This is a genomic window from Dactylosporangium vinaceum (genome assembly GCF_019904175.1).
Classification (GTDB): domain Bacteria; phylum Actinomycetota; class Actinomycetes; order Mycobacteriales; family Micromonosporaceae; genus Dactylosporangium; species Dactylosporangium vinaceum.
On record NZ_CP061913.1, the window covers coordinates 6,260,798 to 6,282,690 of the forward strand.

The following is a 21,893-nucleotide window of genomic DNA, read 5'->3' on the forward strand; positions in this document are numbered from 1 at the left end:
CTCGGCGGCCTTGGCCAGCAGGGCCGCGGCGACAGCGGCGAACGAACGACTGCGCATCCGGCAGCGCCTCCCGTCAGACGTGCTCCGCGTGCCGGTCCGACCCGCCGCCGCTCACCATATCGAGGGCCGTGACGAAGGCCACGTAGGCCCCGGCGCCGAGCCGTCTGGCGTGCCGGGCCTCGATGTCGGCCACGATCTCGTCGGAGATGCGCATGATCGCCCGGCCCCGGTCCGTCGGCCGGATCAGCTTGGCCCGCCGGTCCGCGGGGTCGGCCGTCCGATGGACGTAGCCGAGCTGCTCGAGCTCGTCGAGGATCGCGGCGATCGTCTGCTTGTTGCGCCCGGCCAGCCGGGCCAGGTCGGCGAGGCGGATGCCCTCCTCGTCGAGGTATGCCAGGACCGCCCCGTGCCGCGGCCCGACGTCGTCGAACCCGAGCGCCGCGGCCCGTGCGAACAGCTCGGCCTGCAGCCCGAACAGCAGCCGCGCCGCGAGCACCCCGAGGTCCGGCGTCTGCGCCTTGCGTGTGCTCCGTCGCACGGCCACTCCCCCGGCATCGCGCTATAGTCCAATTTTTGGACGATCTCACCGAGGAGTATGCCATGCCCACCGTCGAACTGACCCGCTTCCGTGTCGCCCCCGACCGCGAACCCGACCTGCTCGCCGCCCGCCCGGCGATGGTGGCCGACTTCCGCGCCGACCGCACGGGCTTCCTGGGCGCCCGGCTGGTCCGCCTGCCCGGCCACGAGTGGCTGGACATCGTGACCTGGCAGACCCCGGAGGACTTCGCCGCCTCGCGCGCGAAGGGCGCCAACCTGCCGGGCATCGCCGCCTTCTTCGCCGCCATCGCCGAACTGCTCAGCGCCGAGGAGGGCACCACCACCGACGCGTGAGCACGAGCGCCGGTCGCCGGGTCCGCTGCCGCTGCCGACCTCGGTGACATTGCGCAGCCCCGCACCGGCCGGGCGGTGCATGGTATGGCAAGGGTCCGGCGGTCTTGCGCGGGTGGACGCGCATTGGTGACTATCGCTGCATGACTTCACGGATGCGGCGGCTGGCGGTCGTGGCGGTGCTCGGGATCGGGGCCGCGTTGCTGGCGCCCACGGCGCCGGCGCAGGCGTACGGCGCCTGCGCGGCCGGGACGATGTGTGGCTGGCTCTACTACTCCGACGCCGCCCGGACGCACCAGCAGGGCGGGCACACCACCAACTGCCAGGGTGTCGTCCTGGACTGGGGCATCAAGTCCGGATACTCCACGTTCGTCTCCCAGGGCTGCGGCGGCGACGGGCCCGGGCCGGTCTGAGTCAGAACGGCAGCGGGCCGCGCTCGTCCTGCAGCGTCCCGGTCGGGCCGTCCGGGCCGAGCGTGGCCCACCGCGCGACGACCGCGGCGCTCGGCCCCACCGGGCGGCCGATGCCGAACGCGGCGGTCATGTCGGTGGCGGTGGCGCCGGGCTCGACGGCGTTGAACCGGATACCGGGGTGGGCCTTGGCGTACTGGACCGTGAGCATCGTCGCGGCCGCCTTGGACGCCGCGTAGAGCGCCAGCGGCAGGCCGGACTCGGGGCGCTCGGGGTTGGTCACCGCCCAGAACGACCCCATGCTGCTGGAGACCGTGACCACCGTCGGGTTCGCCGACTTGCGCAGCAGGGGCAGGGCCGCCTCGGTGACGCGCACGATGCCCACGGCGTTGGTGTCGAACGCCAGCAGGGCGGTGGGCCCGTCGATCGGGCCGGCCGCGAGGATGCCCGCGTTGTGCACCAGGACGTCGAGGCGGCCCTCGGCCGCGCCGATCGTGTCGAGTGCGGCGCGCACGGATTCGTCGTCGGTCACGTCGAGCTGCACGAAGCGCGCGCCGAGGGTGGCCGCCGCGTGCGCGCCGCGCCCGGCGTCGCGGGCGCCGACATACACGGTGTGGCCCAGCGCGAGCAGCCGGCCGGCGGTCTCGTAGCCGATGCCCTTGTTGGCCCCGGTGATCAGTGTCACGGTCATGCGGCAACGCTAGGCCGGGCCGCCGGGGCGAGCCGGAGCCCTGCTCAGCCGGGGGCCCGCCAGGACCCCCGCTGCGGGCCCGGCCCGCTCTACGCTTGGGGTGTGCGCGACGCGACGAACACCCTCGGCGCCTTCCTGCGGGCCCGGCGCGAACTGGTGACCCCGGAGCTGGCGGGCATCCCCGACGTGGGGGTCCGGCGGACGCCGGGCCTGCGCCCTGTCACCGGGCCTCGCCCCGGGCGGCAACCAGCTGCGCGACCTGTTCCTGGACCCGGCCGAGCAGGCGCTGCACCCCGACTGGGAGTCGGTCACGGAGTGCTTCGTCGCCAACCTGCGCCAGGCGGTGGGCGGCGACGTCGACGATCCGCGGTTCATCGAGCTGACCGGCGAGCTGACCCTGGCCAGCCCCCGCTTCCGCCGGCTCTGGGCCCGCCACGAGATCCGCGGCCAGCGCGGCACCCCGATCCGGCTGCGCCACCCGCAGGTCGGCGAGCTGACCCTCAACCGCGAGCGGCTGGGCGTCGGCGGCACCGACGGCCTCATGATGATCGTCTACCACCCGGACCCCGGCTCGGCCGACGCCGACGCGCTCGCCCTGCTGGCCTCCGCGGACCTTCCCGCGGGCCGGGCGAGCGCGGCGGCACATCACGCGGAGGGCGCCAGGAACCGGTAGGCGTCGGTCGTGAAGAACGGCGGCAGGTGCTCCTGCAGCGCGGCCCGCTCGAACACCTCCGCCACCGCGGCCGGGTGGCGCAGGTCGAGCTCGGCCAGGGCCGCGGCGTACAGCTCGCGGACCGTCTGCGCCGTGACCGTGCCGCCGCCCGCGAGCGGGGTGTTGTGGTGCAGCCACTGCCACACCTGGCAGCGGGCGATCTCGGCGGTGGCGGCGTCCTCCATGAGGTTCGACAGTGCCACCGCGCCGGCGCCGCCGAGCCAGGCGTCGAGGTACGAGAGCGAGACGTCGATGTTGGAACGCAGCCCTTCGAGGGTCACCTGTCCCGGCGTCTTGTCGACGGCGAGCAGGTCGGTGGCGGTGACGTCGACGTCGTCGCGGCGGCGGGCGAGCTGGTTGGGGCGGTCGCCGAGGACCTGGTCGAACGCGGCGCGGGCCACCTCGACCAGGCCCGGGTGGGCGACCCAGGAGCCGTCGAACCCGTCGCCGGCCTCGCGCTGCTTGTCGGCGCTGACCTTCGCCACCGCGGCGGCGTTGACGGCCGGGTCCCGGGAGGGGATGAACGCGGCCATGCCGCCGATCGCGTGGGCGCCGCGCTTGTGGCAGGTGTGCACGAGCAGTTCGGTGTAGGCGCGCATGAACGGCACCGTCATCGTCACCTCGGCCCGGTCGGGCAGGACGAAGTCGGACCACTGGCCGAAGTTCTTGATGATGCTGAAGATGTAGTCCCAGCGCCCGGCGTTGAGGCCCGCGGAGTGCTCGCGCAGCTCGTAGAGGATCTCCTCCATCTCGAAGGCGGCGGTGATCGTCTCGATGAGCGTCGTCGCGCGGATGGTGCCCTGGGGCAGGCCGAGGTACTCCTGCGCGAAGACGAAGACGTCGTTCCAGAGCCGGGCCTCGCGGTGGTCCTCGAGCTTGGGCAGGTAGAAGTACGGTCCGGAGCCGTTGTCCAGCTGGCGGAAGGCGCAGTGGTAGAGGTACAACCCGAAATCGACGAGTGACGCCGAGATCGGGCGGCCGTCGACGACGATCCACTTCTCGACCAGGTGCCAGCCGCGCGGCCGCACGACGATTGTCGCGAGCTGCTCCCCGAGGGTGTACCGCTTCCCGCGCTCGTCGGTGAAGTCGATCTCCCGGTCCAGGGCGTCCATCAGGTTGAGCTGCCCGCCGATGACGTTGTCCCAGGTCGGTGCGGTCGCGTCCTCGAAGTCGGCGAGCCACACCCGGGCGCCGGAGTTGAGCGCGTTGACTGTCATCTTCCGGTCGGGCGGCCCGGTGATCTCCACCCGCCGGTCCTCGAGGCCGGGCGCGGGCGGCGCCACCTGCCACGAGAGGTCGTCGCGGACCGTGGCCGGCGGGAAGTCGGGCAGCTGCCCGGAGGCGAACCGGGCCCGCCGCGCGCGCCGCGTGTCGAGCACCGCGACCCGGCGGGCGGCGAAGCGCTCGTCCAGGGCGACCAGGAACTCCAGCGCGCCGGCCGTCAGGACCTCGTCGAAACGCGGATGCAGCGGCCCATTGATCTTGTACCTCACGCGAACTGCTCCTGTTCCGTCGAGCCGTGCAGTGCCGTGGTCTCGCCGGCCGGGTTGAGCACCGTGCTGATGAGGTCGAAGTAGCCGGTGCCGACCTCGCGCTGGTGCTTGACGGCGGTGTAGCCGTGGGCCTCGGCCGCGAACTCGCGCTCCTGCAGCGCCACGTAGGCGGTCATGCCGTCGCTGGCGTAGCCGCGGGCCAGGTCGAACATCGAGTAGTTGAGCGCGTGGAAGCCGGCCAGGGTGATGAACTGGAACTTGTAGCCCATGTGCCCGAGCTCGCGCTGGAACTTGGCGATCGTGGCGTCGTCGAGGTGCTTGCGCCAGTTGAACGACGGCGAGCAGTTGTACGCGAGCATCTGGTCGGGGTACTCCCGCTTGACGGCCTCGGCGAACTGCCGCGCGACCTCCAGGTCCGGCGTGCTCGTCTCCATCCAGAGCAGGTCGCTGTAGGGCGCATACGCGATGCCGCGGGCAATGCACGCCGCAACCCCGTTGCGGAAACGATAGAACCCCTCGTGGGTACGTTCACCGCTCACGAACGGGAGATCCCGCTCGTCGACGTCGGTGGTGAGCAGCGTGGCCGCCTGCGCGTCGGTGCGCGCCACGATCAGCGTCGGCACCCCGGCCACGTCGGCAGCGAGCCGGGCCGCCTGCAGCGTGCGCACGTGCTGCCCGGTCGGGATGAGGACCTTGCCGCCGAGGTGGCCGCACTTCTTCTCCGACGCGAGCTGGTCCTCCCAGTGCACGCCGGCCGCGCCCGCGACGATCATGCCGGTCATCAGCTCGTAGGCGTTGAGCACCCCGCCGAACCCGGCCTCCGCGTCGGCGACGATCGGCGCCAGCCACTCCGTCTGCGTGTCGCCCTCGGCGGTGGTGATCTGGGCCGCCCGCAGCAGCGCGTTGTTGATCCGCCGCACGACCGCCGGCACCGAGTTGGCCGGGTAGAGGCTCTGGTCCGGGTACGTGTGCCCGGACAGGTTGGCGTCCGCGGCGACCTGCCAGCCGGACAGGTAGATGGCCTTGAGCCCGGCCCGGACCATCTGCACGGCCTGGTTGCCGGTGAGCGCACCGAGCGCGTGCACGTAGTCCTCGTCGTGCAGCAGCTGCCACAGCCGCTCGGCGCCGCGGCGGGCCAGGGTGTGCTCCTCCTGGATCGCGCCGCGCAGCCGGACCACGTCGGCGGCGTCGTAGTCGCGCCGCACACCCGCCCAGCGCGGGTCGGTGTCCCATTCCTGTCGCAACTGCTCAACTGCCTCGGTCATCGTCAGCTCCCTTGTGTGCCGTACCGCTGCGCTCACCGTCACATGCGGCGAACGGGCCGGTCGAGGGGCGGAAAAAGCCAAGTCCTGCCAATTTTCCGATGCGGTTTGCTAACTTGCGAAATGCGCATTTGACAGCGCTGCTATTTGAGGTGCGATGCTTGGGGCATGGCCAAAATCTTCGCCGGTGCGCGACTGCGGCGGCTGCGCGAGGAGCACGGCCTGAGCCAGACCGACCTGGCCCGGCACCTGGCCATCTCGCCGAGCTACCTGAACCAGATCGAGCACGACGTGCGCCCGCTGACCGCACCGGTGCTGATCCGCGCGACCGAGCTGTTCGGCGTCGACCCGGCCGTGTTCGCCCCGCACGACACGCCGCAGCTGGTGGCCGGTCTGCGCGAGGCCTTGGCCGGCTCCGGGAGCATCGCCGACCTCAGCGAGCTCGCGACCCGCCTGCCCGACCTGGCCGAGTCGATCATCGACCTGCATCGACGGTACCGCCAGGTCTCCGACCAGCTCACGGAGCTCGTCGGGGACCGGGGCCAGCTCGGGCGCAGCCCGCACGACCAGGTGACGGAGTTCTTCTACCGGCGCCAGAACTACGTGCCGTCGCTTGACGAGGCCGCGGAGACCCTCGCGGGCGCGATGGGCCTGCGCCGCGGTGAGGTCCGCCCGGCCCTGCGCGACCGCCTCGCCGAGCGCCACGGCGTGCGCATCGTGCGCGAGGACACCTTCGGGGAGCTGCACCGGTACCGGCCGCAGACCCAGACCCTGCACCTGTCGACGTCGCTGCGGGCCGGGCAGGAGGCCATGCGGATGGCCGCGCAGCTCGCCCTGATGGAGTACGCGGACGTGATCGACGAGATCGTGGAGGAGGAGCACTTCGACGACGTCCAGACCCAGATCCTGACCCGGGTCGGCCTGGCCAACTACTTCGCCGCCGCCCTGGTCCTGCCCTACGAGCAGTTCCTCACCGCCGCCGAGGCCCGCCGCTACGACATCGACCTGCTCACCGAGCACTTCGCGATGGGCTGGGAGACGGTCTGCCACCGCCTGTCGACACTGCAGCGCCCGCGCGCTCGCGGCGTCCCGTTCTCCTTCGTCCGCGTCGACCGCGCCGGCAACATGTCCAAGCGCCAGTCCGCGACCGGCTTCCCGTTCTCCCGCACCGGCGGCACCTGTCCACTGTGGAACGTCTACGAGGCGTTCAGCTCCCCCGGCCGCCCCGTCACCCAGATCGCGGCGATGCCCGACGGCCAGCGATACCTGTGGATCGCCCGCACCATCACCCGCCACCACGGCGGCTACGGCCAGCCGGGCAAGGTCTACGCGATCGGCCTGGGCTGCGAGATCCGCCACGCCGCCCGCCTGGTCTACTCCACCGGCATGGACCTGCACGACGCGGCCGCCGCCATGCCGATCGGGCCCGGCTGCAAAACCTGCGAGCGCGCCACCTGCCCGCAGCGCGCGGCCGCCCCGATCAGCCGCCAGCTGGACCTCGACGAGAACCGCACGACATTCATCCCGTACCCGCTGAAGGGCACACCGTAGCCGCCGCGCGCTCCGCGTGCCCGCACCGCGTCTCGTCCGGGGGCCGCGTGTTTGGTCCCGGCCGCGGCGGGCACGGGGCGGCCATGGTGAGCCGTTTTGCACAGTGGACGCTCGATGTACACGACGTTGCATCGATGGCCCGGTTCTGGTCGGCGGCGCTCGGCTACGACATCGACCCGGGCGACGACGGCGACGCCCACCTGCGCCCGCGCGACGGGCAGGGCCTGAGCGTGTGGCTGCAGCCGACGTCGGCGGTCAAGGCGGGCAAGAACCGCAACCATCCCGACCTGCGCGTGGACACCTCCGGCGCGTCCGCGGTCGACGCGGAGGTGGACCGGCTCCTGGCGCTGGGGGCCACCCGCGCGGACGTCGGGCAGCGCGGCGACGAGGGCTTCGTGGTGCTGCGCGACCCGGAGGGCAACGAGTTCTGCCTGCTGTATTGATAACCTGGGTTAGCTAAGCTAGCTTAGCGATCGTGACGCTCGCCCAGGATCTGCGCCTCGCGGTGGGCCGCCTGGCCCGCCGCCTGCGCCGGTTGTACACCGACGGTGACGACAACCTGACGTTCCTCGAGCTGGCCGTGCTGCAGCGCCTCGAGCGCCTGGGCCCGGCCAGCCCCGGCGAACTGGCCGGCCACGAGCACGTGACCTCGGCCGCGATAGCCCCGGTCCTGCGCCGCCTGGAGGCCCACGCCTTCGTGACCCGCGCCGCCGACCCGGCCGACGGCCGCCGCTCGGTGATGAGCATCAGCCTGCCCGGCCGCACCGCGCTGCAGACCCGCGAGGCGGCCAGCATCGCCCGCATCCACGACGCCCTGAGCACGCTGACCCCCGCCCAGCGCCAACTCCTGGCCGACGCCATTCCCCTCCTCGAGAAGGTGACTGCGCAGCTATGACCTGGACCCCGCTCGACGCCGACGTGGCCGCGTTCATGGCCGAGTACGACAGCGGCAGCCTGCACCTGTTCGCCAGCCCGTTCCTGGCCCTGGACCCGGCGCGCGCGGTGGCCGTGACCCCGGCCCAGCTGGGCGCCGCCCTCCCCGCCCGCCGCGCCATGTTCGACCGGGCCGGCGTGGGCCCCCTGCAGCGCACCACCACCCGCCAGCAACGCCTGGACGACAAGCACATCCTGGTCGGCGCCGCCTGGTCCGCCGACCGCACGTCCGGCGAGCCCTTCACGACCACGGCCACCCTGCTCCTGCGCCGCGAGGACACCACCTTCCAGATCATGGTGTACCTGAACCACACCGACCTGGCCGCCGCCCTGACCCCACCCACCGAACCCCAGCCCTGACCACCCTCGGGCCTGGGGCACACCAACACCGACAACCACTTGGCCCGGCACCTCAACCCGTCCGTGCAGCCGCCCGGCAAACGTCCGCGGTCCGGCCCGTTCCGGGCGCGCACAGCAAATCCGCCCGACGAACCAGGGCACAGACGGCGAGCCCGCGAGGCCGGGCAGGCCAGCGGTGGACACGCAGGCGGCCAGCCGCGGTCGGCACGCACAGAACACGGACCGCGCCTACCCCCTCGACCCCGCCGCCGCCCGGCCCTACCTCAAACCCCGCCCTGCTCGAGCAGGCGCCGGCCCGGACGGCGAGCGCGGACGACGGACCGGCGCAGCGAGCCAAGGCATACACGGCGGCCGCAGGCAGCGGACGAGCGGCGCGGACACCGGACAAGCGGCGCGGACAGCGGACAAGCGGCGCGGACAGCGGACCGGGTCGGCAGGTATAGCGAATCAGCGCGGCAAGCCCAAGCACAGGCGGCGGACAAGCAGCGCGGACAGCCGACCGGGTCGAGCCAGCGGGCATGGCGGATCGGCGCGGCGAGCCCCGGCACAGGCGGCGTGCGCTGTCGGCGAGGGCGGCGCGCACTGTCGGCGGGAGCGGCGGGCCTGGGCGGTGGGGGCGGCGGAGGGCGGACGCGCGGGCGGCAGGTCGGGGTGGCGGGCGCGGGCAGGTGTCAAGGCGGAGGGTCGGGCGGCGTGGGCGGGTGGCTGAGGTCGGGTCGGTCGTCAGGGCGGTCGGTGGTCAGGAGATGTCGGCGCGGACCAGGCGGATCAGGGTTTCGATCTTTTCGGCCAGGGCGGGCGGGCAGGTTGCGGTGCCGTGCCCGCCGATCGACGGTGTCGGGCCCGGCCGCAGGAGTTCGAGGCGGGCGTGGGCGTCCTGGATGGCGGCGGGGTCGGCGTGGCGCAGGGCGCGGTCGATCTGGGTCATCTGGCTGTCGAGGAGGATCCACGCCGCCGACGGGAGGCGCCAGCGCAGGGAGTCGCTCAGGGTGTCCAGGACGCCGCGGGGCGGGCGGTCAGCCATGCTCGGCCGCCGGGAACAGGACTTCGACGGTCAGGCCGCCGCCGGTGCGGGCACCGGCGTGGATGGTGGCACCGTGGGCGGTCGCGATGGCTCGCACGATGGACAAGCCTAGCCCGTGATGACCGTCGTCGGCGATGCGTTGCAGGCGCTGGAACGGCTCGAAGAGGCGGTCCACCTCGTCGGGTGGCACGGGCGGTCCGGTGTTGGCGACGATCAGCCGGGCGTGGCCGTCGAGCGTACGGACCGTCACCTCGACCGTCCCACCCGGCCGGTTGTAATGGATGGCGTTGTCGCACAGGTTCGCCACCAGCCGGGCGACGAGCATTGGGTCGCCGGCGAGCAGGGCCGGCCGCAGCGTGCTGTCCAGCCGCAGGTCGTGGCGCTCCAGCTCACCGCGGCGGTCGGCCAGGGCCGTCGCGGCGACCGCGTCGAGCCGGACCGGCACGCCCCCGTCGCGGGCCGACTCGCTGCCGGCCAGGGTGAGCAGGGACTCGAGCAGCGCGCCGCGCCGGCGGTTGACGGCGAGGAGCCGCTCGAAGTTGGCCCGGAAGTCCTCGGCCGTCGCGCCCTCGTCGATAAGCGGCTCCTCGAGCAGCGCGTGCTCGACGGTGAGCGGCGTGCGCAGCTCGTGCGCGGCGTTGGCGACGAACCGCTTGTGCCCTTCGAGGGCCGCCTCGAGCCGGCCGAGCAGCCCGTCGATGGTGTCGGCGAGGTCCTTGAACTCGGTCCGCGGGCCGGCGACGGCCAGCCGCTCGTGGACGTTGCGGCCGGAGATGCGCTGCAGGCTGTCGGTCATCGTGCGCACGGGGCGCAGGATGCGGCCGGCGATGACCCAGCCGGCGCCGAACGAGATCGGGACCATGATGAGCAGGGCGAGGCCCGGCACGAGGATCAGGTTCTTGCGGTAGTTCTCGTCGGCGCCCCTGGCGATGTAGACGGTGGCGCCCCGGGCCGGCAGTTGCCGGTCGACCGCGGCCGCGTGCGGCGGCGCCGGGCCGTCGGCCGGTGGCAGGCTCCTGGACAGGCCGATCACGATCGCCAGCAGCGCCAGGCCGGAGAGGAACGTGACGAGGCTGTAGAAGAGGGTCAGCCGCCACCGCAGCCGGTTCGACCGGATCATGGCGAGATCTTGTATCCGGCGCGGGCGACCGTCTCGATGAGCGGCGGGTCGCCGAGCTTCGCCCGCAGCCGGTTGATGGTGACCTTGACGGTGGTCGTGAACGGGTCGGCGGCCTCGTCCCAGACCCGGTCGAGCAGCTCCTCCGCGGACACGACCCGGCCGCGCCCGGCCAGCAGATGCTCCAGGACGGCGAACTCCTTCGGGCTCAGCGGCAGCCGGGCCCCGCCCCGGGTGGCGACCCGCTGCGACGGGTCGAGACGCAGGTCGGCGTGCACGAGCACGGGCGGGGTGGCCGAGCGGTGGCGCCGCCCGAGGGCGCGGACCCGGGCGACCAGCTCCGCATACGCGAAAGGCTTCGGCAGGTAGTCGTCGGCGCCGAGCCCGAGCCCTTCGACCCGCTGGGCCACGGTGCCGGACGCGGTCAGCATGAGCACCAGGCTCGGCGACTCGCGGGCCACGAGAGCCCGGCACACGTCGTCGCCGTGCACACCGGGCAGGTCCCGGTCGAGCACCACCACGTCGTAGTCCACGACGTCGGCCCGCTCGAGCGCGGCGGCACCGTCGTATGCGGCGTCGACCGCCATGCCCTCGCGCCGCAGGACCCGCGCGATCGAGTCCGCCAGCTGCCGCTGATCCTCCACCACGAGCACTCTCACGGGGCCGAGGGTAGCCGCGGCCCGGTTACAGCCAGGTGTCAATGCCTGACACCGTGCTGTAACCGCCCGGCGACTACAAACGACGCCATGCCACCCGTCATCGAAACCCAGGAACTGACGAAGCGGTACGGTCGCCGGCCCGCGCTCGTCGACTGCTCCATCGCGATCCCGCCGGGGCGCATCGCCGGCCTGGTCGGGCCCAACGGCGCCGGCAAGTCGACGCTGCTCGCGCTCACGTGCGGGTTGATCACGCCGACCGAGGGGCGGATCACCGTGCTGGGCGGTGCCCCCGGGGTGAACGCGGCCCAGCTGGCCAGGGTCGGGTTCGTGGCTCAGGACGCTCCGGTGTACTCCGGGCTGTCCGTCGCCGATCACCTGCGCCTCGGGGCCCGGCTCAACCCGCGCTGGGACGACGGCCTCGCCCGGCGCCGGATCGAACGGCTCGGCCTCGACCCCGATCAGAAGGCCGGCCGACTCTCCGGGGGCCAGCGGGCCCAGCTCGCGCTGACCATCGCCGCCGCCAAGCGCGGGGAGCTGCTCATCCTCGACGAGCCCGTCGCGTCCCTGGACCCGATAGCCCGCCGGACGTTCCTCTACGACCTGCTCGACTTCGTCGGCGAGCTCGGCGTGACGGTCGTGCTGTCCTCGCACCTGCTCGGCGACCTGGCCCAGGTCTGTGACCACCTGATCGTGCTGGGCGGCGGCCGGGTCCAGATCGCGGGCGACGTCGCGGACATTCTCGCGGTACACCATCGGATTGCGGCCGATCGCAGCGGAGCCGGGGGTCTGCCGTCGGGCGCGCAGGTGGTCTTCACCGACCGCGGGGTGAGCGGTGGCTCCACGATCGTGCGGTCCGCCGAGCCGATTCCCGGGGCCGAGCACACCGACCTCGAGGACATCGGCATGGCGTACATGATGGCGGCGGAGGCGCGGCGATGATCTGGCTCACCTGGCGGCAGTTCCGCACCCAGGCGCTCGTGGCGGGCCTCGTGCTGGCCGCGCTCGCCGCCTACCTGCTGTATCTCGGCGTGCAGATCCGGGCCGACTACCGCACCGACGTCGTCGGCTGCGTGCCGTCCGACTGCACCGTCACGCGGCGGCTGTTCGGCAACGCGTACGAGGCTCCGATCGCGATCATCAGCCTGATCCTGATCGCCGTGCCGGGGCTCATCGGCGCGTTCTGGGGTGCGCCGCTCGTGGCCCGCGAGCTGGAGAACCGGACCGACCGGCTGGTGTGGAACCAGAGCGTTACGCGCGGCCGCTGGCTGGCGGTGAAGCTGACGGTGCTCGGTGTGGCCGCGGTCGCCGTCACCGGCATATACAGCCTGCTGCTCACGTGGAGCGCGAGCCGTTACGACGAGTACATCGGCAGCCGGTTCAGCGCGCCGAACTTCGGCGCCCGCGGCGTCGCCCCGCTCGGCTACGCCGCGTTCGCGTTCGTGTTCGGCGTGGTCGTGGGCCTGGTGGTGCGGCGCACGGTGGCGAGCATGGCGATCGTCGTCGCGCTGTACGCCGCGCTGCAGATCGTCGTCCCGCTCGCCCTGCGCGCGCACCTGATGCCGCCGGTCACCACCGAGGTCAAGGTGACGGCCGATGTCATGGCGCACGCCCAGGGCTTCGGCATGAACGACACCTCGGCCCGCATCCTCGGCTACACCCAGCCCGGCGCTTGGTCGATGAGCCCGGACAACCAGGTCTTCATGGCCGACGGCACGCCGCTCACCGCCGCCAGGAACAAGGCGTGCCAGACCGGGAGCATGGACGGCGACTTCGCCTGCATGGAGTCGAAGAACCTGCATTTCGTGTACTCGTACCAGCCCGCGAGCCGCTACTGGCCCTTCCAGTGGATCGAGACGTCGGCGTACCTGGTGCTGGCCGGGCTGCTGGCCGGGTTCGGCCTGTGGTGGGTGCGCCGCCGCATCACGTGAGCGCGACTCGGCGTGCGGCGCGCGGCGGCCCGGCCCGGCCGGTCTGCCGCTGGCTCGCCGCCGCGAGGTCCAGCGCCGGATCGGTGCCCGGCGCCGGGCCTCGCGGGGCGGCGGTCAGCCGAGCGTCACGTGCAGGACCTTCTCGTCGCTGTTGTCCGGGGTGCTGTCCTTGTCGCCGAGGTTGGAGGTGGTCAGCCACAGCCCGCCGTCCGGGGCCGGTTCGACGGTCCGCAGCCGCCCGTAGGTGCCGTTGAAGTACACCGCGGCGGCGGGCAGGTCGCTGCCGCTGATCGGGGCGCGGTACAGGCGGGTGCCACGCTCGCAGGCGATGTAGACGACGTCCCGGACCACGGCGATGCCGGAGCAGGAGCCTTCGGCCGTGGGGTACGTCCGCTTCGGCGCGATGTATCCGGCGGTGCCGCAGGTGCCCGAGGTGCCCTCACACGCCGGCCAGCCGTAGTTGCCGCCCTTCGTGATCAGGTTCGTCTCATCCATGATCGAGTTGCCGAACTCCTGCTCCCACAGCCGTCCCTGCGAGTCGAACGCGAGCCCCTGGGGGTTGCGATGCCCATAGCTCCACACGTAGTTGCCGAACGGGTTGTCCGACGGCACCGAGCCGTCCGGGTTCAGCCGCAGGATCTTGCCGTTCAGGCTGTTGGTGTTCTGTGCGTTGTCGCCGTTCTGCGCATCACCGGTCGACGCGTACAGCTTCCCGTCCGGCCCGAACCGCAGCCGCCCGCCGTCGTGGAACTTGTTGCGCAGGATGCCGCTGAGCAGCACCTGCTCGCTCGCAGTGTCGAGCGCGTCGCCGTTGAGCTTGATCCGCACGATCCGGTTGTCGGCCGGCGACGTGTGCATGATGTACAGCCAGTGGTCGCTCGCGAACCCGCTGGAGATCGCGAGGCCGAGCAGTCCGCCCTCGCCGTCGGTGCTCTGGACGTTCGGCACCGTCCCGACCACGGTCCGCGCGCCCGTCGCCGGGTTGAGGCGGACGATGTTGTGGGCGTCGCGCCGCGTGTACAGCAGGCTGCCGTCCGGCAGCGTGACGAGTCCCCACGGGATGTCGGTGTCGGTGCCGACCTGGGTCACCGCGCACACCGGGCTGCCGCACGAGGCCCCGGTCGTGACGGTGGCGGTGTTGCTGTGCCCCGACACGTTGGCCTGGGCGTCCCGGGCGACGACGAAATACCGATAGGTCGTACTGCCGGTCAGCGCACTGTCGATGAAGCTCGTCCCGGGCGCGGTGGTAGCCGTGCCGGTCACCGTGCCGACCTTGGCGTCATTGCGGTAGATGTCGTAGGCCCGCACGCCGACGTTGTCCGTCGCGGCGGACCATTGCAGTGTGACAGTGGTCCCGGACGCCGAGGCCGTCAGGTTCCCGGGCGCGCTCGGCGCCTGCGTGTCGGCCTGGCACTGCGGCGGCGTGATCGGCACGGTGGTGCTGGCCTGGGAGACGTTGCCTGCCGCGTCCCGCGCGTTGACGTACAGGCCCCAGGTGACGCCGGCGACGACCGTGAGGCTCGTCGACAGCGTGTTGCCCGGGACGGACTTCATCAGCTGCCCGTCGTGGTACACGTCGTAGAACGCCACGCCCACGTTGTCCGTGGAGGCGTTCCAGGCGAACGTCACCGCGTCGCAGGCGAGGTCGCTGACCCGCGGACTCCCCGGCACGGTCGGCGCCTGCGTGTCGGCGTTGCCGAGCGTCGTGCGCCACTGCTGGTTGCTCTGCCCGTTGCACGTCCACAGGTTGACCAGGGTGCTGTTCGCGGTGGCCGCCCCGGTCACGTCGAGGCACAGCCCGGACTGCACGCCGACGATGGACCCGTTGGCCGCGAACCGCCACTTCTGGTTCGCCTGCCCGTTGCAGGTGTAGATCTGCGCCGTCGCCGGCGCGGTCGTGTCCTGCCCGGCCACGTCGAGACACTTCGCGGAGTCGTACACCCGCAGCTCCTGGGCCGCCGTGTAGGTCCAGCCCTGGTTCGCCTGCCCGTTGCAGTCGTAGATGTTGACGCCGGTCTTGTCGGCCTGGTTCTGCCCGACCACGTCGAGGCACCGCCCGGAGGCCACGCTGACGATCGTCGTCCCCGTCGCGGCCTCGGCCGGCACCAGCACGGCCGCCCCGACCCCGCCGACCGCGAGGGCCAGCAGCACCGCCCCGAGCCCGACCCGCAACCGCCGCCGCCGTACTGCCGTGCTCGATCCCATCCGCTGGTCCTCCACAAGCCATGGCCCCGCCAGGGGTCAGGTCAGGTCTGCGCGTACACGCGCTCCGGCGACTGCCGCATCGAAAAGCGCCGGCGGGGACGGCTGGCGGACCGCCCCCCGTATCCGGACATTCACCATCGAAGATGCACGATCGCGGCGTGTCAAACGCTGACGGAAGAAATAAGGACCCACAAACCTTCCGCTATGGCAGAGATCCGCTGCGGACGCCGGGCGCGCGCGGCTCCAGGCAGGCGGGGGCCGCCCGGGCAACGCGCAGGATCGAGTGACCACACAGCGGCGTCGGATCGGCCGCGGCGGGCGGTTGAGCAGCGGCTGGAGCCGAGACGCGGTTGGCCCGGGCCGATGCGGGCGGGGCGCGGCGCCGGGCGGGTGGCCGGTGCGTGACCGGCGGCAGCGGCTGCGCGGCGAACGACGGCGGGCGGCGGGCGGCGGGTCGAGCAGGCGGCCCCTGGAGAGGCTCGACAGGGGGCTCAGCGCAGCCGGCGATGTTGGCGTTGGTCACGGTCGGAGCAGGTCCTCCCCGTGGGAGGGTCCGACCGTGATCCAGCGCCGTCCGGGGCCGTCAGCGGCGGCCGGTCTCCTCCTGCAGGTCGTCGATCATCTGCGACGCCTCGGCCTTCGTGAGGTCCTCGGGGACCTCCTCGCCGGCCTCGCGGGCCAGGGTTCCCAAATACGACTCCTGCGGACCGGTCATCGGCTCGTCCCCGGTCACCCAGTCGGCCGGGTCCTTCTCAGGGTTGCGGTCAGTCATGGTGTTCTCCCTTCGAACGCCTGTTGCATACCCCGCCCGGACCGGGACGAATCATGGTCACCCGCCCCGAATGTCCAGCCGCTACCGGAGGGAGTACACGCGCACCGTCCGCCCGGCCGGAAAGTCCAGGGCCGCCGCCTCCCCGCCGTACGCGGCCACGAGGGTGTCCGGGTCCCGCCACCACCAGGTGTCGGCCCGGCCCCGCACCTCGGGGATCGGTGTCAGGCCGGCCAGCGCCACGGCGTCCGCCTCGGGGCCGGTCAGTGTGGTGATCTGCCGCGCCCGGCCCGCCACCTCGTGAGCCAGGGCCACCGACTCGATCCACCCCTCGATCGAGTCGTGCAGGGCGACAACGGCCCCGGCGGCCAGGCCGAACGCATCGTCGGGGCCGATCACGAACGAGTACGGCACCGCCGTGCGCTGCGGGCCCGTCTCGAACATCCAGGCGCCCGCCCCGGCCGGCTCCGGCGTGTCGGCGGCGAACAGCCGTGGCCCGCCGTCGTACGCCGGCGCGGGCGGCAGGGCCAGACCGCCCCACCGGCGCTGAAACGCCACCGCCCGGGCGGGTACGGGAGGGCCGCTTGTGTAAGAAGTGTGTTCGGGTCGGCGCGGCGGGCGGTGCTGCGGCTGCCGGGAGGCGCCCGCGTCCATACGCTATTTGAGGCCAAACGAACCGCGGCCGGACGCGATGAACGGGCACAGGGCAAAGGAGCGCGCATGCCGGGCCGACGCTCGACGGTCGAGGCCGGTGATGGGCTCGTCGCCGGGCTCTACCGGGCCGCGACGGCCGTTCGCCAGCACCTGGAGAACACCGCGCTGCGGGCGGCCGGGCTGACCTGGACGTCGTTCGGGGTGCTGCGGGTGCTGCTGGACGGCGGGCAGTTGGAGTCCCGGCACGTCGCCGCGGCGGCCGGGATCGCCAAGGGGACGCTGACCGGGGTGGTGCGGACGCTCGAGGCGCGGGGGCTCCTCGCGCGGATCGAGCACCCCGACGACGGGCGGCTGCTGCTGCTCGCGCTCACCGGCGACGGTGTCGAGCTGATGCGGGACCTGGTGCCGCGCTTCGCCGCCGAGGAGGCGTTCGTCAGCGCCGGGCTGAGCGACGCCGAGTGCGGGCTCGTCGCGGCCGGGCTGCGCCAGATGGTGCGGCAGGTCCAGACGTGCGGGGAGCAGCGGCGGCTGGAGCTGCTCGCCGGGGCGCCACCCGCGCGGCGGCGCAGCGGGCGGCGGCCCGGCGCTTGAGGCAGCCCCGGGCTTGCGTCAGCCGGCGAGCGTAGGTCCGCCCGCTGGCACGTTTCCGGGATTCGAGCAGGTCGCGGTCGCCCTAACGTTCGTGTCAACACCGACAACGAACGTTCCAGGGAGATACAGATGAGCGACGTCGACTACGGGCAGTACGAGGCCGGGCAGGAGTCGGGCGAGCTCGACCAGCTGCACCAGGCCGAAGGGTCCGAGGCGGACCACGACAGCCGGTTCGGCGTGTACGAGCAGGACCACCACGCGGCCGAGTCCACCGACTTCTCGCAGGGCCAGCACGTCGAGTACGACGCGCCCGGCGCCGTGCACTTCGAGTCCGACGACTACACGAACTACAGCCACGACGCCTCGGTCGACGACCGCGTCTTCACCGCCGAGGGCGGCGAGTCCTCGCACCAGGCCGAGTTCTCCGAGCTCGACGCCCTCAAGGCCCGCTTCGACAACGCCTTCGTCTCCGGCACCGAGTTCAGCGGCAGCGACGCGGAGCTGACCGCGGCCAGCTGAGGCCCATCAAGCAACGGCCGGACGCCTGTGGAGGGGCGCCCGGCCGTTTCCAGTCGATGCTCCAGTCGGGGTTCAGGCGCAGGCGACGCAGGTCTGCGCGGACGGGCGGGCGGCCAGGCGCTCGGGTGGGATGGGGCGGCCGCAGACCGTGCAGGTGCCGTAGGTGCCGGCGGCCAGGCGGGTCAGTGCGTCGTCCAGCTCGCCCAGGCGCCGCCGGGCCGAGGTGAGGACGGCGCTGAGCTGGGCGCGCTCGTAGGCGATGGTGCTGCCCTCCGGGTCGTGCTCGTCGTCGGCGTTGGATTCGCGGGACGCCTCGAAGACCGCCCGCAGATCCGCCTCCAGCGCCGCGATCTCCGCCGCCAGGGCCCGGCGCCGGTCCTCGAGGGCGGCCTTCAGGGTATCCATCGGTACTCCACCTCCGGCCGGCCCGCGTTGCCGTAGCGCAGGTGGCGGGCGGCCGCGCCGCGCTCGGCCAGGTACTCCAGGTAGCGGCGGGCGGTGACGCGGGACGCGTGCAGTGACAGGGCGACCTCCGCCGCGGACAGGCCGCCCGCCGCGGCGCGGATCAGGTCGGCGACGGCCGAGAGGGACTCGGGGCTCATGCCCTTGGGCAGGTGGGTCGGGGACTGGCCGCGCAGGGTGGCCAGCAGGACGTCGACCTCGTTCTGGTCGGCGACGGACTCGGCGCGGTCCAGTTGTGAGCGATATTGACGGTACCGCTCCAGCTTGTCCCGCAGCGCTGGAAACGCGAAGGGCTTCAGCAGGTAGTGCACGATCCCCTGCGAGACGGCGGCGCGCACGACGTCCAGGTCGCGGGCGGAGGTCACCGCCATCACGTCGGCCGGGTGGCCCGCGGCGCGCATGGCCCGCACCACGTCCATGCCGTGCATGTCGGGCAGGTTGAGGTCCAGCAGTACCAAATCGACACGCTCCTTCACCAGCAGGCGCAGTGCCTCCGCGGCGGTGCCGGTCTTCGCGGCGACCGTGAAGCCCGGGACCCGCTCGACGTACATCGCGTGCGCGTCGGCCGCGATCGGCTCGTCCTCGACCACCAGTACCCGGATCACGCCGGTACTCCCACAGCCACCCGGACCGTGAACGCCGACCCGTCCACCTCGATGTCGCCGCCGTGGCGGTGCACCGCCTGCCCGACGAGGGCCAGGCCGAGGCCCCGGCCGGTCGGGGCTGTCGCGTGGGCGGCGCCCTTGGTGGACCAGCCGCGCTCGAAGGCGCGGCTGACGTCGGCCGGGTCGAGGCCGGGGCCGCTGTCGGTGACGCGCAGGGTCAGGGAGCCGCCGTGCCGGACCGCCGAGAAGGACACCCGGCGCGGGGGCGGGGCGGCGACGGCGGCGTCGATCGCGTTGTCGAGCAGGTTGCCGACGATGGTGACGAGGTCGCCGGGCGGGAGGGCGGCCTCGGGCACCTCGGCGTCCGGGGCGACCTCGAGCTCGACGCCGCGCTCGGCCGCCTGGGCCGCCTTGCCCAGCAGCAGCGCGGCCAGGACCGGCTCCCGCACGGCGCCGACGACCCGGTCGGTGAGGCGCTGGGCGACGGCCAGCTCGGCGCCGGCGAACTCGATCGCCTCGGCGGTGCGGCCGAGCTCGATGAGCGACAGGACGGTGTGCAGGCGGTTGGCGGCCTCGTGGGCCTGGGCCCGCAGCGACTCGGTGAAGCCGCGGACCGAGTCGAGCTCGCCGGTCAGGGCCTGCAGGTCGGTGTGGTCGCGCAGGGTGACGACCATCCCGGCCCCGGCCGGCGCCTGGTTGACGACGAGGACCCGGTCGCCGGCGAGGTGGATCTCGTCGGTGCGCGGCACCCCTTCGGCCAGCACACCGAGCAGGCCCTCGGCACCGATCGGGCGGCCCAGGGCCGACTCGTCGAGGCCGAGCAGGCGGCGGGCCTCGTCGTTGGCGAGCAGCAGGCGGCCCTGGCGGTCGAGCAGCAGCAGGCCCTCGCGGACGGCGTGCAGGACGGCGTCGTAGAACTCGTACATCCGGGCCAGCTGCGCCGGGCCGAGGTCGTGGGTCTGGCGGCGCACCCAGCGGCTGACCAGCCAGGAGCCGGCCCCGGCCAGGAGCAGGGCCAGGGCGGCGGTGACGAGCAGCGACGGGATGCGGGCGCGGACCTGCTGGGCGACGGACGTGAGCCGGATGCCCACGGACACCAGGCCGACGACCCGCTCGCCGTCGCGCACCGGCACGACGGCCCGCATCGAGGCGCCGAGGGTGCCGGTGTAGGTCTCGGTGAGCGAGCGGCCGGCGACCGCGTCGTCGATGTTGCCGAGGAAGTGCCCGCCGATCTGGCGCGGATCCGGGTGGGTGTACCGGATGCCACCCGTGGTCATGACGACGACGAAGTCGGTCTCGGCGTCGCGGTTGAGGCGGTCGGCGAGCGGCTGCAGGACGGCTGTCGGGTCGGGGGCGGCGAGCCCGTCGCGCACCGACGGGGAGTCGGCGACGGTCCAGGCGATGCCGAGGACCTTCTGCCGGGCCGCGTCGAGGCTGGCCCGGTCGGCCTGGACGTAGGCGCCGGCGAGGGTCCCGGTGACGAGGACGGTGATGACCGTCAGCTGGAGGCCGAGCAGCTGCTGGGCCAGGCTCCAACGCCGTGGTGACATGTACGCAATGTACGCAACAGTGACCGGGGTCACTCAAACGAGAACGCTTGCGGTATGACACCCCCGCAGAACGCGACCGCCGCCGCCCCCGCCCGACGGCGCGACCGTACACACCTGCTGTACCTGGCCGTGATCGTCGCGGTCATCCTGGGCGCCGCGTTCGGCCTGCTCTGGCCGAAGACGGCCCTGGAGATGAAGCCGCTGGGGACCGGCTTCGTCAACCTGATCAAGATGATGATCAGCCCGATCATCTTCTGCACGATCGTGCTCGGCATCGGCTCGGTGCGCCAGGTCGCCCGGGTCGGCAAGGTCGGCGGCCTGGCCCTCGGATACTTCCTGGTCATGTCGACGGTCGCGCTCGCGGTCGGCCTGGTCGTCGGCAACATCCTGCAGCCCGGCTCCAACCTGCACCTGACCGACGCGGCGAAGGCGGCGGCCGAGAAGTCGGCGGCCAGCGGCTCCGGGTCGACGACCGACTTCCTGCTCGGGATCATCCCGACCAGCTTCTTCTCCGCGCTGACGTCCGGCGAGGTCCTGGAGGCGCTGCTGGTGGCGCTGCTCACCGGCTTCGCGCTGCACTCGATCGGCCCGGCCGGGCAGAGGATCGTCACCGGGATCGGCTACGTGCAGAAGCTGGTGTTCCGGGTCCTCGCCATGATCATGTGGCTGGCCCCGATCGGCGCGTTCGGCGCCATCGCCGCGGTCGTCGGCGCCGGCGGCTGGGCCGCGATCGAGAGCCTGCTGCAGATCATGGCCGGCTTCTACCTGACCTGCGCCATCTTCGTGTTCGTCGTGCTGGGCGTCCTGCTGCGCGCGGTGGCCGGGATCAACATCCTGCTGCTGCTGAAGTACCTCGCCCGGGAGTTCCTGCTGATCCTGGGCACGTCGTCGTCGGAGTCGGCGCTGCCCCGGCTGATCGCGAAGATGGAGCACGCCGGCGTGTCCCGCACGGTGGTCGGCCTCACGGTCCCGACGGGGTACTCCTTCAACCTCGACGGCACCGCCATCTACCTGACGATGGCCTCTCTGTTCATCGCCGACGCGCTCGGCCGGCCCCTGAGCATCGGCCAGCAGATCTCGCTCCTGCTGTTCATGATCATCGCGTCGAAGGGCGCGGCCGGGGTCACCGGCGCCGGCCTGTCCACCCTCGCCGGCGGCCTGCAGGCACACCGCCCCGAGCTCGTCGACGGCGTCGGGCTCATCGTCGGCATCGACCGGTTCATGTCCGAGGCCCGGGCCCTGACCAACTTCGCCGGCAACGCGGTGGCGACGGTCCTCGTCGGCAAGTGGACCGGCGACTTCGACAGGCAGCGCTGCGACGAGGTCCTCGCCGGCCGGCTGCCGTTCGACGAGACCACCATGGTCGACGACCACGACCACGGCCCGGGCGCCGAGCCCGCCGAGACGCCGGAGCCGGCCGTCCCGCACCAGCCGACACCGGCCGCCTGAGCCACCCGCGCCGCCGGCAATTCCCTATTATTCCTATAGGGAGTTGACCGGCGGCGCCCCT

Annotated in this window: 25 protein-coding genes; 12 read left to right on the plus strand and 13 right to left on the minus strand. The window is 72.7% G+C overall.

Features of this window, described 5'->3' with window-relative positions:
• Positions 1 to 73 precede the first annotated feature (73 nt).
• Complete coding sequence (locus Dvina_RS28110; protein ID WP_223092338.1) at positions 74 to 538, minus strand: MarR family winged helix-turn-helix transcriptional regulator; 465 nt, start codon at positions 536 to 538, stop codon at positions 74 to 76.
• A gap of 35 nt (positions 539 to 573) precedes the next feature.
• Here Dvina_RS28110 and Dvina_RS28115 point away from each other — a divergent pair, with 35 nt between their 5' ends.
• Positions 574 to 891, plus strand: coding sequence for an antibiotic biosynthesis monooxygenase (locus Dvina_RS28115; RefSeq protein WP_223092339.1), 318 nt, complete (start codon positions 574 to 576; stop codon positions 889 to 891).
• Positions 892 to 1,031: 140 nt separating this feature from the next.
• Positions 1,032 to 1,301, plus strand: coding sequence for a DUF6289 family protein (locus Dvina_RS28120; RefSeq protein WP_223092340.1), 270 nt, complete (start codon positions 1,032 to 1,034; stop codon positions 1,299 to 1,301).
• A 1-nt stretch (position 1,302) separates the two neighbouring features.
• Here Dvina_RS28120 and Dvina_RS28125 read toward each other — a convergent pair whose 3' ends face one another.
• Positions 1,303 to 1,989 (minus strand): SDR family NAD(P)-dependent oxidoreductase, encoded by a 687-nt coding sequence (locus Dvina_RS28125; protein WP_223092341.1) that lies wholly within the window; start codon positions 1,987 to 1,989, stop codon positions 1,303 to 1,305.
• Between the two features lie 265 nt (positions 1,990 to 2,254).
• Between Dvina_RS28125 and Dvina_RS28130 the strand changes: the two genes are divergently transcribed.
• Positions 2,255 to 2,662 (plus strand): MmyB family transcriptional regulator, encoded by a 408-nt coding sequence (locus Dvina_RS28130; RefSeq protein WP_343217195.1) that lies wholly within the window; start codon positions 2,255 to 2,257, stop codon positions 2,660 to 2,662.
• Here Dvina_RS28130 and aceB read toward each other — a convergent pair.
• Both aceB and aceA read right to left on the minus strand, forming a co-directional pair.
• Complete coding sequence (aceB, locus tag Dvina_RS28135; RefSeq protein WP_223092342.1) at positions 2,635 to 4,194, minus strand: malate synthase A; 1,560 nt, start codon at positions 4,192 to 4,194, stop codon at positions 2,635 to 2,637. The two genes, Dvina_RS28130 and aceB, sit on opposite strands and share 28 nt — an antisense overlap.
• Complete coding sequence (gene aceA, locus Dvina_RS28140; protein ID WP_223092343.1) at positions 4,191 to 5,459, minus strand: isocitrate lyase; 1,269 nt, start codon at positions 5,457 to 5,459, stop codon at positions 4,191 to 4,193. Before aceA ends, aceB begins: the two co-directional genes overlap by 4 nt.
• 165 nt (positions 5,460 to 5,624) lie before the next feature.
• On the opposite strand from aceA, the gene Dvina_RS28145 reads away from it, so the two are divergent.
• The 4 genes from Dvina_RS28145 (at position 5,625) to Dvina_RS28160 (ending at position 8,300) form a co-directional block, all read left to right on the plus strand.
• Entirely contained in the window at positions 5,625 to 7,007 is a 1,383-nt protein-coding gene (locus Dvina_RS28145; protein WP_223092344.1) for a short-chain fatty acyl-CoA regulator family protein, read from the plus strand.
• A 134-nt stretch (positions 7,008 to 7,141) separates the two neighbouring features.
• Positions 7,142 to 7,450, plus strand: coding sequence for a VOC family protein (locus Dvina_RS28150; protein ID WP_246655370.1), 309 nt, complete (start codon positions 7,142 to 7,144; stop codon positions 7,448 to 7,450).
• Positions 7,451 to 7,482: 32 nt separating this feature from the next.
• A complete protein-coding gene (locus tag Dvina_RS28155; protein ID WP_223092346.1) occupies positions 7,483 to 7,902 on the plus strand; it encodes a MarR family winged helix-turn-helix transcriptional regulator in 420 nt (139 codons plus the stop codon).
• On the plus strand, positions 7,899 to 8,300 hold the full coding sequence (locus tag Dvina_RS28160; RefSeq protein WP_223092347.1) for a hypothetical protein: 402 nt from the start codon (positions 7,899 to 7,901) through the stop codon (positions 8,298 to 8,300). Before Dvina_RS28155 ends, Dvina_RS28160 begins: the two co-directional genes overlap by 4 nt.
• Before the next feature lie 739 nt (positions 8,301 to 9,039).
• Here Dvina_RS28160 and Dvina_RS28165 read toward each other — a convergent pair.
• From Dvina_RS28165 to Dvina_RS28175, 3 genes are read right to left on the minus strand one after another with little or no spacing between them, the layout of a single operon-like run.
• Positions 9,040 to 9,324, minus strand: a complete 285-nt coding sequence (locus Dvina_RS28165; protein WP_223092348.1) for a CATRA system-associated protein — start codon at positions 9,322 to 9,324, stop codon at positions 9,040 to 9,042.
• Positions 9,317 to 10,444: a sensor histidine kinase gene (locus Dvina_RS28170; protein ID WP_223092349.1), complete on the minus strand. Its 1,128-nt coding sequence runs from the start codon at positions 10,442 to 10,444 to the stop codon at positions 9,317 to 9,319. Before Dvina_RS28170 ends, Dvina_RS28165 begins: the two co-directional genes overlap by 8 nt.
• Positions 10,441 to 11,100, minus strand: a complete 660-nt coding sequence (locus tag Dvina_RS28175) for a response regulator transcription factor (protein WP_223092350.1) — start codon at positions 11,098 to 11,100, stop codon at positions 10,441 to 10,443. The genes Dvina_RS28170 and Dvina_RS28175 overlap by 4 nt, the downstream gene beginning before the upstream one ends.
• An 87-nt stretch (positions 11,101 to 11,187) precedes the next feature.
• Between Dvina_RS28175 and Dvina_RS28180 the strand changes: the two genes are divergently transcribed.
• Together Dvina_RS28180 and Dvina_RS28185 are read left to right on the plus strand one after the other, a co-directional pair.
• Positions 11,188 to 12,039, plus strand: coding sequence for an ABC transporter ATP-binding protein (locus tag Dvina_RS28180; protein ID WP_223092351.1), 852 nt, complete (start codon positions 11,188 to 11,190; stop codon positions 12,037 to 12,039).
• Complete coding sequence (locus Dvina_RS28185; RefSeq protein WP_223092352.1) at positions 12,036 to 13,028, plus strand: ABC transporter permease subunit; 993 nt, start codon at positions 12,036 to 12,038, stop codon at positions 13,026 to 13,028. The genes Dvina_RS28180 and Dvina_RS28185 overlap by 4 nt, the downstream gene beginning before the upstream one ends.
• Before the next feature lie 114 nt (positions 13,029 to 13,142).
• Here Dvina_RS28185 and Dvina_RS28190 read toward each other — a convergent pair whose 3' ends face one another.
• From Dvina_RS28190 to Dvina_RS28200, 3 genes are all read right to left on the minus strand, one after another.
• On the minus strand, positions 13,143 to 15,233 hold the full coding sequence (locus Dvina_RS28190) for a PQQ-dependent sugar dehydrogenase (RefSeq protein WP_223092353.1): 2,091 nt from the start codon (positions 15,231 to 15,233) through the stop codon (positions 13,143 to 13,145).
• Between the two features lie 583 nt (positions 15,234 to 15,816).
• Positions 15,817 to 16,005, minus strand: coding sequence for a DUF3072 domain-containing protein (locus Dvina_RS28195; RefSeq protein ID WP_223092354.1), 189 nt, complete (start codon positions 16,003 to 16,005; stop codon positions 15,817 to 15,819).
• Between the two features lie 81 nt (positions 16,006 to 16,086).
• Positions 16,087 to 16,560: a hypothetical protein gene (locus Dvina_RS28200; protein WP_223092355.1), complete on the minus strand. Its 474-nt coding sequence runs from the start codon at positions 16,558 to 16,560 to the stop codon at positions 16,087 to 16,089.
• Between the two features lie 162 nt (positions 16,561 to 16,722).
• Here Dvina_RS28200 and Dvina_RS28205 point away from each other — a divergent pair, with 162 nt between their 5' ends.
• Both Dvina_RS28205 and Dvina_RS28210 read left to right on the plus strand, forming a co-directional pair.
• Entirely contained in the window at positions 16,723 to 17,247 is a 525-nt protein-coding gene (locus Dvina_RS28205; RefSeq protein ID WP_223092356.1) for a MarR family winged helix-turn-helix transcriptional regulator, read from the plus strand.
• Between the two features lie 129 nt (positions 17,248 to 17,376).
• Positions 17,377 to 17,766, plus strand: a complete 390-nt coding sequence (locus Dvina_RS28210) for a hypothetical protein (protein ID WP_223092357.1) — start codon at positions 17,377 to 17,379, stop codon at positions 17,764 to 17,766.
• A gap of 72 nt (positions 17,767 to 17,838) precedes the next feature.
• Here Dvina_RS28210 and Dvina_RS28215 read toward each other — a convergent pair whose 3' ends face one another.
• From Dvina_RS28215 to Dvina_RS28225, 3 genes are read right to left on the minus strand one after another with little or no spacing between them, the layout of a single operon-like run.
• Positions 17,839 to 18,171 carry a TraR/DksA family transcriptional regulator gene (locus tag Dvina_RS28215; protein ID WP_223092358.1) on the minus strand — a complete coding sequence of 111 codons (333 nt, stop codon included), beginning with the start codon at positions 18,169 to 18,171 and terminating at the stop codon, positions 17,839 to 17,841.
• A complete protein-coding gene (locus Dvina_RS28220; protein WP_223092359.1) occupies positions 18,159 to 18,833 on the minus strand; it encodes a response regulator in 675 nt (224 codons plus the stop codon). Before Dvina_RS28220 ends, Dvina_RS28215 begins: the two co-directional genes overlap by 13 nt.
• Complete coding sequence (locus tag Dvina_RS28225; RefSeq protein ID WP_223092360.1) at positions 18,830 to 20,383, minus strand: sensor histidine kinase; 1,554 nt, start codon at positions 20,381 to 20,383, stop codon at positions 18,830 to 18,832. The genes Dvina_RS28220 and Dvina_RS28225 overlap by 4 nt, the downstream gene beginning before the upstream one ends.
• Before the next feature lie 54 nt (positions 20,384 to 20,437).
• Here Dvina_RS28225 and Dvina_RS28230 point away from each other — a divergent pair, with 54 nt between their 5' ends.
• A complete protein-coding gene (locus Dvina_RS28230) occupies positions 20,438 to 21,832 on the plus strand; it encodes a cation:dicarboxylate symporter family transporter (protein ID WP_223092361.1) in 1,395 nt (464 codons plus the stop codon).
• Positions 21,833 to 21,893 lie beyond the last annotated feature (61 nt).